Consider the following 12,298-nt stretch of genomic DNA (forward strand, 5'->3'; position numbering starts at 1 on the left):
TTCCGTTTATTTCGACCAAATATGATAGCTTACAGCTCGTCTTCTCCAATTTTTGCTTTTATGAAATCCAGCTCATTTCTGCTATTTCTCCTGGCCCTGGTCAGCCTGTCTTCTGTGGTACAAGGGCAGAACCGCCGACGGCTGAATGCGAATGTTCAACCCTTGCCCACTACCGGTTCGCCGCTGCCGGTGATGATGGCTCCGCAAGCGCATTTGCTCGAAAGTGTTACTATGAGCAGTTCACTGATGAACCGGAGCGTTCGGTACTCGATCTATCTTCCACCCGATTACTACGTGTCTAACCGCCGCTATCCGGTGGTCTATCTCCTCCACGGCTACACCGATGACGAAACCGGCTGGACCCAGTTTGGCGAAGCAGATCGGATCATCGACGAGGGTATAAAGGCAGGTACGTTGCCGCCGATGATTGTGGTTATGCCCGATGGCGGCGTGACCTGGTACATGAATGACTACCTGAACAAAACACGGTACGAAGACATGTTTGTGACAGAATTCATCCCGCACATCGACTCTACCTACCGCACCCGTACCAAACGGGAATATCGGGGCATTTCGGGGTTGTCTATGGGGGGGCACGGATCACTGCTGCTGGCCATGCACCATCCCGACCTGTTCGGCTCCTGCGCGGCCCTGAGCGCGGCCGTTTTTACCGACGAAACCATGAAAGCCATGCCCGACGACCAATATAATAAGACGTTCAGCTTCCTGTTTAGCGGCCCCGTGAAAGGCGACGAACGGATAACGGCCCACTATAAACGCAACAGCCCCTTGACGCTGGCAACGTCTGCGCCGGAAGGTGACCTGAAGAAAGTACGCTGGTACCTGGATTGCGGCGACGACGACTTCCTCACCGCCGCCAACGCACAACTACATATGGCGCTCATCGGCCGGAAAGTTCCGCACGAGTACCGCGTACGCGATGGTGCCCATACCTGGACATACTGGCGCACCGGCCTGCCCGATGCCCTGAAATTTATCGGCTCGCAATTCCATCAACAATAAGCTAGTCTTCTGTTTACCGTTTACTGTCTTCTGTTGCGCTGCTTGTTAGAACGGTACGTACCTGAGCAGCGTAACAGAAGATAGTAAACGGTAAACAGTAAACTCCTTTCCATGACCCTTACTCTCGATATTGGCAATTCCGATGTGGTGTTTGGCCTGTACGACAACGACACCTGGCGCCACATCTGGCGAACGCCCAGCTCACCCATGCAGCCAGCTGCTTTTTATCAGCGCAAACTTCGGCTCTGGCTACTGGAAGCCAATCTGACCCTAAGCCAGATTACCCAGGCTACGATCAGCAGCGTGGTACCGGCCCTAACGGCCAATGTGCGCGAAGCAGTGGGCGATCTGTTCGGCATTGAGCCCGTGGTTGTTAGCCCGTCTGTATATGATCAACTGCCTGTAACTGTCTTACGGCCGCAGGAAATTGGTACGGACCTGGTTGCCAATGCCGTTGCTGCCCATACCCGCTACGAGCGACCCTGTATAATTGTTGATTTCGGCACAGCCCTAACCTTCACTACGGTAGGTGCCGACGGAAAAATTCTGGGCGTGGCTATTGCGCCGGGATTGAAAACCGCCATCCGTTCGCTATTTGCCAATACAGCCCAACTTCCCGAAGTTCCCATTGAGCTTCCCACATCGGCTCTTGGCCAGAATACAGTTCATGCCATTCAGGCGGGCGTCGTGATGGGCTATGAGGGCCTGGTGCGCAGTCTGATCAACCGAATACGCAGAGAGGTAGGCGGTGAATGCCTTGCTGTGGCAACAGGCGGCCTGTCGAAAGCAATCCCGTCATTACACGATGAGTTCGTTGAGGTAATTCCGTCGCTTACCCTCGACGGGATCCGACTGATTGGCGATTATGCGCGGCGATGAAAAATGACCGCTGCCGGTACATTTCGCTGTAGATATAATTCCTCATCTGGCTGTTATCCAGGCAACTAGCAGTTTTTCTTTTTCTTAGTGACCGCAAAATGAGGCAATGGCTGTACAGGCCACCCAACGGCGAATAACAGACAAAAAATTAGCTGACCGAACCGTCGGCCAAATTTTATAGAGCCAACGGCGGCCAATTCTGATATATTAATGTTTTTACATATATAAAATACCTATTCAAAACCGGCGTTGGAGGGCGGCTCCATCTGCTGCTGTGCCGTTGGCATGATATTCATTCAGGTTGGATAGACCCGAGCCGGAATTGCCCTGAAAGCGATTCAGGAACAGTTCAAACGGGTCTTATCCAACGTTATGAAAAAGGTACTATTTGCCGTTCTGATTACAGTAGCGGTCAGCGTTGAACTGCTGGCGGGCTCGCCCACCTGGAATACCGGGTACGTTATACTCGCTGATGGCCGCAAGGTTGAAGGCAAGCTCAGTTATAACTGGAAAGTTGAGGTAGTGCAGGTACGGCTAAACAACGGGCTGGTGAAGGCCTATTCGGCAGGGAATGCGGATTCATTTGCTTTTTATGACGCAAACCAGCAGATACTCCGTCGATTTAGCTCGGTAGAGCTGCCTAAACCGGAACAGTTTAGCCACCCGGTTTTTCTGGAAGAACTGGCAACCGGCCCGCTGACCGTTTACCGTCGGCTACGGCATGCCCGCGAGTTTATCAAAATTACCCGCCCATCCATATACAGCGATGACACTGAGCTCATGAAAGACATCGATAACTTCAATTATATGGTGGTTAATCGGGATGGCCAGTTTTTCGACCTGGCCATGTTCACCGCTGATCTCTGGCCCATGATGGCAACCTACCAGGAGCAACTCTCTGACTACATCAAAAGCCGTGATGTCGACACGTCGACAACCCTGGCCCGGCTGCTGCTGATCAATCAATACAATTACCTGAGCGCCGACAAAAGCGCTTCACTGAAAACCAGCAGGGCCGACTGAACCATCAGGGCTCCGGGCTGGTATTACCGTCTGGCTCTGACTTACCGTCTGGCTCTGACTTACCGTCTGTCGCTTTCTGGGTACGTCGCCGTTTTTTCAGCGCGTCGTTCAGCAGGTATTCGATCTGCCCGTTTACGCTTCGAAATTCGTCTTGTGCCCACCGCTCCAGCTCGATCAGCATCTCCGGACTGAGCCGCAGTAGAAATCCTTTTTTTTCTGCCATAGCAAAAGACGCACAGCCCCAAAGACATATGGCAAAAGGGGCGCTCATCGATCTTCATCGAAGCACCCCCTCGCCCAATGTTCTTCGCCCTGCGCTTTTAATAAATCGACCCGGCGTTTACGACCGGACTAACGTTCTTTTCGCCGCAGAGAACAACCAGCAGGTTACTGACCATGGCGGCCTTACGTTCTTCGTCGAGGTGTACCACGTTCTTCTCGGCCAATCGGGCCAGCGCCATCTCAACCATTCCCACAGCCCCATCGACGATCTGGCGGCGGGCGGCTACCACGGCCGATGCCTGCTGCCGTTGCAACATTGCGCCCGCAATTTCGGGCGAATAGGCCAGGTGGCTAATCCGGGCTTCGATAATCGTCACGCCCGCTCTGGAAAGCCGCTCGTTCAGCTCAACCTCAAGCACATCGTTGATGTGGCCGGTGTTATCGCGCAATGTTACTTCACCGTCCTCGGCATTATCGTAGGTATGTGAATTAGCTAAATGCCGCACCGCCGCTTCAGACTGAATCTGCACGAACAGCGTGTAATCATCGACCGCAAACAGTGCTTTTGCCGTGTCGGCTACCTGCCAGACCACTACGGCGGCAATATCGATCGGATTACCCATTTTGTCGTTGACCTTCAGAGTCTGTCCGTTCAGGTTACGGGCCCGCAGGCTGATCTTCTTTTTGCTGTAAAACGGATTGACCCACCGCAGGCCATTCTGCTTCATGGTACCGGTGTAATCGCCGAAGAAGGTAGTGACAACGGCTTCGTTCGGATTGATGACCGATAACCCCGTGAGCGTTATCAGCCCCCCGAAAAACAGTATGCCGCCAACAATGCCCAGCCATAAACTTTGCAGAACAATGCCCGATATGAATATGATTGGGCCACCAATGAAGCCAAGTAAGCCAATCAGCAGGGCCAGATAGCCCGAAATAGAGGTAAGGTTTTTCTCAGTCATGATTTCAGATAGCAATAGTGTTTTGATATCACAATAATATCATAGACAATAAAACAGCCCGCCGATTTGTAGACCAGCGGGCTGTTTTATTGTTGAGTGGCAACAGGCTGTTACAGAATACCTGAGAATGTACCCACGTCCTTAACCGGGCCGTTGCAGAAACGTCGGTTCTCTTACACCACAACCTTTGCTTCGTTCCAGTAAACGTCCATTTCAGCGAGTGTCATTTCGTGGAGGGCCTGTCCGTTGGCGCGGGCCCGTTCTTCGAGGTACTGGAAGCGTTTGATGAATTTCTTGTTGGTCCGTTCCAGCGCCGTTTCGGGGTTCAGGTCGATGAAACGGGCATAGTTGACGAGTGAGAACAGCAGATCCCCGAATTCGCCTTCAGCCCGTTGTGCATCGATAGGCTCACCGTTGTCAACGTTGAATTCGGCCTTAAACTCCTGCATTTCTTCCTCAACTTTCTCCCAGACCTGCTGTTTTTCGTCCCAGTCGAAACCGGCTCCGCGCGCTTTTTCCTGAATGCGCATGGCTTTTACCAGGGCCGGCAGCGATTGGGGCACGCCCCCCAACACCGATTTGTTTCCTTCTTTCAACTTCAGTTGCTCCCAATTGGCCTTTACCTGCGCTTCGGTTTCGGCCACCACGTCGCCGTAAATGTGCGGATGACGGCTCACCAGTTTGTCGCAGATGCCGTGCAGCACATCGGCCACATCGAAACGGGTTGCGTCTTCCCGGGGGGCTTCTGAGCCGATTTTACTATAAAAGACCATGTGGAGCATGAGGTCACCGATCTCTTTTTTGATCTCGGTGCGGTCACCTTCCAGAATGGCATCAGAGAGTTCGTAGGTTTCTTCAATGGTTAGATGGCGCAACGTTTCCATCGTCTGTTTACGGTCCCAGGGGCACTGTTCACGCAATTCGTCCATGATCGTCAGCAGGCGATCAAAAGCCATGAGCTGGTGCTGACGGCGGGGGGGCAGTTGGTCAAACGTCATAGAGTAAAGATAAGGGGAAAGGTGGAAAGGGAGGATGGAGAAAAGGGAGAATGGGGGAAAGGGAGGATGGAGGAAAGGGAGAATGGAGGAAGGGAAAAGGAAGGAAGAAGGTTGGTAAAGGAATGAAATCATTGCTTACGCTTGTAAATTTACCCCTTTACTACCCCCGCTCCTCCCCCTCCTCCCTTTCCTCCATTCTCCCTTTCCTCCTTTAACTCCCCCTCCTCCTTTAACTCCCCTTCCCATATGCCCAATCGGCTCCCGCTGACGACCATTTTCTTTACGGTTTTTCTCGACGTTGTTGGCGTTGGTATCGCTACACCAACCATTACCCCACTCCTGCTCAGGGGCGATTCGGAGTTACTGGCTGGTACATACAGTATCGATGAGCGGACTGTGCTGCTGGGGTATCTGCTGGCCTCGTTTTCTATTGCCGGTTTCTTCTCCGGGCCGCTACTGGGGGCATTGTCAGATCGATACGGTCGTAAACCGATTCTGCTCTTTTCGTTGCTCTTAACGCTGTCGGGCTATCTTATTTTCGCACTGGGTATTCAACAGCGTAGCCTGCCGATGCTGTTTCTGAGCCGGATCGTCTACGGTATTGGCGGCGGAAACATTGCCATTATCCAGTCGGCCATTGCGGATGTGAGCGATACGGCTTCCCGTACCAAAAACTTTGGGTTAATGGGCGTAGCCTTTGGCTTGGGATTCATCATCGGCCCCACACTGGGCGGCGAACTGGCCAACCCACAAATGGTTTCGTGGTTCAATTTCACCACCCCGTTCTATGCGGCGGCCCTGCTGGCCGTTCTGAACATCATCATGGTGCTGTTTACTTTCCGCGAAACGCTGACAACACCCCTACTCAGGCCCATTACTCCGCTGACTGGCTTCCGTAATCTGGCCGAAGCATTTACCAGCCGTCGGTTACGTATTCTGTTTGCCGGCGTCTTTTTCTACACGCTTGGTTTTAGTTTTTACACCCAGTTCTTTTCGGTTTACCTGCTCAAGCGGTTTGATTTCGATCAGGTACATATTGGCCGTTATTTCGGTTTCGTGGGCCTGTGTATCGTTGTCATGCAGGGCCTGGTTGTACGTCGCCTGTCGTCAATTTATACGCCACAACAGATCCTGCGGGTAAGCGTTGCCGGCCTGGCTGTGGCGCTCTGGTGTTTCCTGTTACCGCAGCAATCATGGCAGATTTTTCTGGTAGCCCCGCTCATGTCGTTCTTTCAGGGCCTGACCTCACCCAACGCCACAGCGCTGGTATCGGTGAGTGCGGGAACCGAAGGTCAGGGTAAGTTAATGGGAATCAATCAATCGGTGGTCTCTGCCGCGTTTGCTACGCCACCCATCATTGCCGGGTATATCGAAACCGTTCATCTGAGTTTACCGCTGGTTATGGCTGGCCTAATGGCCCTCTTCGGCTGGTTTTTCTTTATGCGCTTTATAAAACAGTAAACAATGATCGGTTATCTGTGGCCCCGCAGAGGAACGTATCCGAGCAGCGTTGATAATTGATCATTCATTACTCTTCATTTATATGACGAATTCCTCAAAAGTCCGTCTAAATGAAACAGGTACCATTGACCACCCATACATGAAATGGCCATCATTTTTTAATTCAACGCCTAACGAACACTACAATTTCACGTACAAACCCGGCGATACGCTTCCCGTGCGGATTCTGATCAGTATCGGGTTGCTGTTCATGGCGGCTTTTGTCTGGGTCTATTTTCAGCCAGGAAATCAGGGCTATTCGTGGCTATACGTGCTGCTGACGATCTCGGTGGTCTTCAAACTGCTGCGGCTTCTCCATGAGTGGTATCACTACTGGAACGTTGTTCCCCCCACCCCGCCAGTTCAGCCTGGCCAACGTACCTGGACCGTCGATGTGCTGACGACCTATTGCCCCGGCGAACCGCACGACATGGTTATCAATACCTTGCAGGCTATTCAGCGCATAACATACCCCCACACAACGTACCTGTGCGACGAGGCCAATGACCCGTATCTCCGGTTGTTTTGCGAAACCAACGGTATCAGGCACGTAACCCGAATCGACAAAACCGACGCCAAAGCAGGAAACATTAACCACGCCCTGCAGCAGGCCACCGGCGATATATGCCTGATTATCGACCCCGACCACGTACCTGTCCCCGATTTCCTCGATCACGTTCTCCCCTATTTCGACGACACTACCATCGGCTTTGTGCAGTGCGTTCAGGGCTATTATAACCGGAAAGAGAGCATCGTCTCGTTTGGCGCTACCGAGCAAACCTATAGCTTCTACGGGCCTATGATGACCTGTATGGGGCAGCATGGCACGGCTCAGGCAATTGGTGCCAACTGTACCTTCCGGCGGGCGGCGCTGGATACCATTGGCGGGCACGCCAACGGCCTTTCCGAAGACATGCATACGGCCATGAAGCTTCATGCCAAAGGATGGAAGTCGATCTATGTGCCACTGCCGCTCTCCTACGGGCTGGTTCCGGCAACGCTTTCGGCCTATTACAAACAACAGCTCAAGTGGGCACGCGGCACGTTTGAGTTGCTGGCCACAACGTACCCACGAGTCTTTACCGGCCTCTCGCTCCGTCAGAAAATTCACTACGCTACCCTGCCCCTATACTACCTGTTGGGCCTGATCTACCTGTTCGACCTGATCATCCCCATTGGTTCGCTGCTGTTGATGGAACTCCCGCTTCGGCTCGATCTGCTGCTATTTGCCACCGCCTACACGCCGCTCCTGCTAACCGGATTTCTAGTGAGGCAATACACGCAGCGATGGCTTATTGAAAAACACGAAGCCGGTTTTCATCTCGTTGGCGGTATGCTGGCCAGCGGCACCTGGTGGGTATACGTGCTGGGCCTGATCTACACCATTCTGCGGGTGAAGGTGCCATACATTCCTACGCCTAAAGACGATAAACCGCGCAACAACATCGCACTGATTATTCCCAACCTGATCATGCTGCTGGCTACGATTTTCGCCATCAGCTACTGCACGTTTCATTACTGGCGGTTTGCGCTGGGCAATACCTTCGTTATTCTGATGATTGGTTTTGCCTTCATCAACGCGCTGGTGCTCATGAGCAACGTACTGGTCGGACAGGAGGTTTTCGTAACGAAAGCCATTCGCTGGCTCGACCAGCTTAGCGTTAACCGCCCGGCCGTCTGGACCCTGCGGATTCGGGCCTGGCAGGCGCGCTATGGCCTCTATGGCTGGCTACGGCAATCGGCGCTACCGTTATTTGCCGGTATGTTGCTGCTGGCTGGCTGGCTGATGGCGTATACCGTTAAGCGAAAATCGGCAGAACTGCCGCACCAGATCAAATATGCCAATACGCAGCCATTTTACTACGGATTCAACGTACCCGGCAAAATGGCAGGCCTGCGCCTATTGAATGTGCAACCTATTGTTCCGCAGCACCTTACCTGGAGCCTGCTGCCGTCAGAACCGATGGCAACACCAACGCTCAACGCTGGCTCACCTGAGTTGCCACTCCTCTATCTGGTACCGGATTTCGGGCCGCACGCAACCGAAAAGTCAGTCCAGACCTTCCTGGGGCAAGTCTCCGAAGGGCTGTATGACCGAACTTTGTTGCACCTCTCGGGTGCGTTACGCTCCTATAAGCAGCCTGTGCTGATGAGCCTGATGCCAGCGTTCGATGCGGCGGCTACAAAGGCAGGCGTGCATAGCGAACTGACCCATTTCCGGTATCAGGAGGCGTGGCGCTACATCGTTCGTTTTTATCGAGATCACCAGGTCAATAACCTTGTCTGGATATGGTGTCCGGCCAATCCATCGACGATCGTGTCCCAGTTTCCGGGTGGTGATTACGTCGACTGGATTGGCATCTCGGTTGTAGACGATCCACTAACCGCCAAAGATGGTAAGCACCACTCGTTCACTACGCTGTTTCAGGAACCTCACAACACCCTGCGCATGCACAAAGAATACAGTCTTCGCCAGAAGCCTGTTGTCCTGGTCCGGTTCGGCACAGTTGGCCAGGATGAAAATGCCTTGCAACAGTGGACTAACGAAGCCATCACAACCATCAAAGAACGCTACCCCCACATCCGTGGCATTCTGTTCGACAACCCGAAAGCCTTCGCCGCCTTTTGACTGGTTAGTTGGTTGACTGGTTGGTTAGTTGGCCGACCAGTCAACCAATCAACTGGCCCACCAACCCATCACTCCACCACCCGGAATGTCAGATTGGCCGTGGCTACGTGGCGATGATTATCGTAGGCGAAGGCGAATAGCCGGTATGGACCAGGTTTTCGGGGAAGTATGAACGAGATCGTTGGCTGATTCGTGTTCGTGCGAATGAGTCCGCTCAGGGCGGGCATCGCCGTACCCATAAAGTCGGCTTTCACCTGCGCCTGTGGCTTTATTTCCCAATGGTACGTCAACGAGTCGCCTTCAGGGTCGCTCGTCATGATTGTTGCAGATAGAGGCACATCCGTGGCCTTAAATTCCTGATAATCAGCAACCTTACCTTTTACCCGGAGCGTTTTGATGATCGGGGCCTGATTACCGGTCGTTTTTCCGCTCCAGAGTTCCTGCATCAGTCCAACCATCGATGTTTCGCGTCCCTGTTCGTCGAAAGTGCTAAACCAGGTACTCGTTTCTTCCTGCTTATTACCCCAGTAGAACAGGTACGAACCCAGGCATTTAGGCGGGCGTGACCCAATATGCTGCCTGTAGGCCTGCTTCACAAATTCGTATTTCTGCTGGCTGGTTGGCTCAATGGGCGTAACCCAGGGCGACATGCCCGATTCGCCCCAAAACCCTTTGCTGCCATATTCAGAAAAGATATACGGGCCTGTCCAGCCGCCTTCCTGCATCATTTTGGGCAGTTTGTCGATATCAACATAAACGTTGACCGACAGGATATCCAGATCGGGGCAACGCTCACGCAACAGCCAAACCTCGCGACCGCTATCCAATGAGAGGGCGGTAGTGACCGGGTGGTTTTGATCGAGTGAATGAACCAGCTTGATAATGCGGTTCAGTTCGTCGTAGGCTTTCAGGTTGGTAGCGTGCAGGCCAAGTTCATTGCCCGCGCACCACATCAGCAACGCCGGATGATTGCGGTATTTGGTTACGATCTTTCGAATTCGCTCATACTGCTGGGCAACGGCTTCGTAGTTGTTATAGTCGAAACCTTCGGTTTCCCGCTCAACCCATAGGCCCAACATGACGGTCAGGCCAAGCTTTTGTGCTTCGTTCAGGATCCGATCGGCGTCGTTATCGTCCCACACGCGGATGGAGTTTCCGCCGCATTCTTTAAGCCGATCGAAATAACGTACCCCGCCCGCACCTTCAATAAAATATGGTTTTCCGTAACGCAGTAATTCGTAGCCCGTACTGGTAGCCCGTACGGCCGTGGCTTTCGTGGTTGCTGTTCCCTGGGCTTGCTGAGTCTGTGATTCCTGACAACTACAAAACAGGACAACACCAATCAGGTATAAAAGCAGAGCGCGCATTGATAGTGGAAAGGCTAAACAAGTCTAGTATCTTGACCACTTATGGATAAGTAAGTCACCCAAACTACAAAAAATAGCGATTATAGTAACTTACAGGCGAACCGTTCCCAAGGCCATTCTGGCCGGTTCGGCGAAAGGAGTCTGCACTATATCGCCGCTTTGCATATACAACAGAACCAGAGATCAGCGCTATCGGTCTTAAGCGCCTTCGCGTTTATAATTGACAATCATTGATTTACCCCATTTAGTCCAGTATACAACCAGAATACTCCCTAAACCCGATAGACTATTACATAACTAACTGACTATCATTTTTTTACATTTTCCTTGCAGATCTATTTTTTACATATCAACTTTGCAGCCAACCTATCCTACCAAGAGCAAAGGCTACGCGTAACCAGGTCAGTCAACCAACTGACTTCTTTATTTCCCATATTAATCTATTAATTCTATAGATTATAATGATTATGATTCACACACTGCACTATCACCAATCTGTTTATCAGATTATCGGGTTCGATCGGCACAATTTCGTGAGCGACGTAACCAACGCCATTCCGCAGGATGAGTATTGCCGGATTACGGGAATGACGTTCGAGGGCGATGGCATCCGGGTTGATGGCCACCTGACGGTGCAGGTAGCCGATGAACGTCAACTTTCAGTGATCGACTACCAATTACGGGCCATTCGGGGCCTGGTGAGTGTAAAACAAAGCAACTAATACCATGGACGAACTTCAGGAACAACAAACGGGTCCGGTTAACCCCTACGCGCAGACCTTCTTCTGGATCTGGGGCCTGGCCTTACTGGCGCTGGCTGGCTTCCGGGCCGATAACCCATCGTATCGCGAGCAACTCGACAGCTGGCACCGGCAACGGGTCGAATCGCTAAAGGGCGAAAACGGCTGGCTGAATCTGGCCGGTTTGCTCTGGCTGAAAGAAGGCACAAACCGGGCAGGCACAGACCCCGGCAACGAACTGACATTCCCCAGCGGAAAAGCCCCCGAGCAGTTGGGTACGTTCCGACTGGCCAACGGAGCCGTACAGTTTGAGGCGGCACCGGGCGCGGTGGTACAAGCCGACGGTCAGCCGGTTTTGGCCACGAGAACCGTTTTTTCACCCGATCTCACTAAACCCGTCACGCTATCGCACGGCTCGCTGCGTTGGTTCGTCATCAAACGTGGTAACCGGTATGCCCTTCGGCTGCGTGACCTGGCAAGTCCCCTTCTGACTGATTTTAAGGGAATCGACCGCTTTCCCGTGAATGAATCATTCCGGGTAAGTGCACGGCTTGAGCAATCAACGGAAGCCCGTACCATCCCGATTCTGGACGTGACCGGACAAACGGCTCAGCAACCGCTCGCAGGCACGTTGGTCTTCACCCTCGACGGAAAAACACAACGGCTCGATGCTATTGGCGAAGGCGACAAACTGTTTATCCTGTTTGGCGATGCCACCAACACGCACGACACCTATGGGTCAGGCCGGTTTCTGTACGTAGACAAACCCGGCGCCGATGGTCAGACTACTATTGATTTCAACCAGAGCATTAACCCGCCCTGCGCGTTCACCCCTTACGCTACCTGTCCGCTTCCACCCAAACAGAATCGGCTGGCGCTGGCCATTCGAGCAGGCGAAAAACGCTACGGCGATCATTGAGCCACGTTGGCTTACATCTCAACATAAAAACAATCC

General features: G+C 52.7%; 11 protein-coding genes. 7 read left to right on the top strand and 4 right to left on the bottom strand.

Annotation, left to right across the window (positions count from 1 at the left end; genetic code table 11):
- Nucleotides 1-60 precede the first annotated feature (60 nt).
- The 3 genes from J2I46_RS23290 (at nt 61) to J2I46_RS23300 (ending at nt 2,925) form a co-directional block, all read left to right on the top strand.
- Nucleotides 61-1,023 carry an alpha/beta hydrolase gene (locus J2I46_RS23290; RefSeq protein ID WP_207331484.1) on the top strand — a complete coding sequence of 321 codons (963 nt, stop codon included), beginning with the start codon at nt 61-63 and terminating at the stop codon, nt 1,021-1,023.
- A gap of 111 nt (nt 1,024-1,134) precedes the next feature.
- A complete protein-coding gene (locus J2I46_RS23295) occupies nt 1,135-1,902 on the top strand; it encodes a type III pantothenate kinase (RefSeq protein ID WP_207331485.1) in 768 nt (255 codons plus the stop codon).
- A 372-nt stretch (nt 1,903-2,274) separates the two neighbouring features.
- Nucleotides 2,275-2,925 (top strand): hypothetical protein, encoded by a 651-nt coding sequence (locus tag J2I46_RS23300; RefSeq protein WP_207331486.1) that lies wholly within the window; start codon nt 2,275-2,277, stop codon nt 2,923-2,925.
- A 4-nt stretch (nt 2,926-2,929) separates the two neighbouring features.
- On the opposite strand, the gene J2I46_RS23305 is transcribed toward J2I46_RS23300, so the two are convergent.
- The 3 genes from J2I46_RS23305 to mazG form a co-directional block, all read right to left on the bottom strand.
- Nucleotides 2,930-3,148, bottom strand: coding sequence for a type II toxin-antitoxin system antitoxin (locus tag J2I46_RS23305; RefSeq protein ID WP_207331487.1), 219 nt, complete (start codon nt 3,146-3,148; stop codon nt 2,930-2,932).
- 97 nt (nt 3,149-3,245) lie between these two features.
- Nucleotides 3,246-4,109 carry an SPFH domain-containing protein gene (locus tag J2I46_RS23310; protein WP_207331488.1) on the bottom strand — a complete coding sequence of 288 codons (864 nt, stop codon included), beginning with the start codon at nt 4,107-4,109 and terminating at the stop codon, nt 3,246-3,248.
- A 173-nt stretch (nt 4,110-4,282) separates the two neighbouring features.
- Nucleotides 4,283-5,107: a nucleoside triphosphate pyrophosphohydrolase gene (gene mazG / locus J2I46_RS23315; protein ID WP_207331489.1), complete on the bottom strand. Its 825-nt coding sequence runs from the start codon at nt 5,105-5,107 to the stop codon at nt 4,283-4,285.
- 246 nt (nt 5,108-5,353) lie between these two features.
- On the opposite strand from mazG, the gene J2I46_RS23320 reads away from it, so the two are divergent.
- On the top strand, nt 5,354-6,568 hold the full coding sequence (locus J2I46_RS23320; protein WP_207331490.1) for an MFS transporter: 1,215 nt from the start codon (nt 5,354-5,356) through the stop codon (nt 6,566-6,568).
- 82 nt (nt 6,569-6,650) lie between these two features.
- Nucleotides 6,651-9,236: a glycosyltransferase gene (locus J2I46_RS23325; protein ID WP_229379910.1), complete on the top strand. Its 2,586-nt coding sequence runs from the start codon at nt 6,651-6,653 to the stop codon at nt 9,234-9,236.
- Nucleotides 9,237-9,304: 68 nt separating this feature from the next.
- Here J2I46_RS23325 and J2I46_RS23330 read toward each other — a convergent pair whose 3' ends face one another.
- Nucleotides 9,305-10,603, bottom strand: coding sequence for a glycoside hydrolase family 2 TIM barrel-domain containing protein (locus tag J2I46_RS23330; RefSeq protein ID WP_207331491.1), 1,299 nt, complete (start codon nt 10,601-10,603; stop codon nt 9,305-9,307).
- A 467-nt stretch (nt 10,604-11,070) separates the two neighbouring features.
- On the opposite strand from J2I46_RS23330, the gene J2I46_RS23335 reads away from it, so the two are divergent.
- Both J2I46_RS23335 and J2I46_RS23340 read left to right on the top strand, forming a co-directional pair.
- Nucleotides 11,071-11,325, top strand: a complete 255-nt coding sequence (locus J2I46_RS23335; protein WP_207331492.1) for an ACT domain-containing protein — start codon at nt 11,071-11,073, stop codon at nt 11,323-11,325.
- Nucleotides 11,326-11,329: 4 nt separating this feature from the next.
- On the top strand, nt 11,330-12,262 hold the full coding sequence (locus tag J2I46_RS23340; protein WP_207331493.1) for a DUF1684 domain-containing protein: 933 nt from the start codon (nt 11,330-11,332) through the stop codon (nt 12,260-12,262).
- Nucleotides 12,263-12,298 lie beyond the last annotated feature (36 nt).

The organism is Fibrella forsythiae, assembly GCF_017353175.1.
GTDB classification, from domain to species: Bacteria; Bacteroidota; Bacteroidia; order Cytophagales; family Spirosomataceae; genus Fibrella; species Fibrella forsythiae.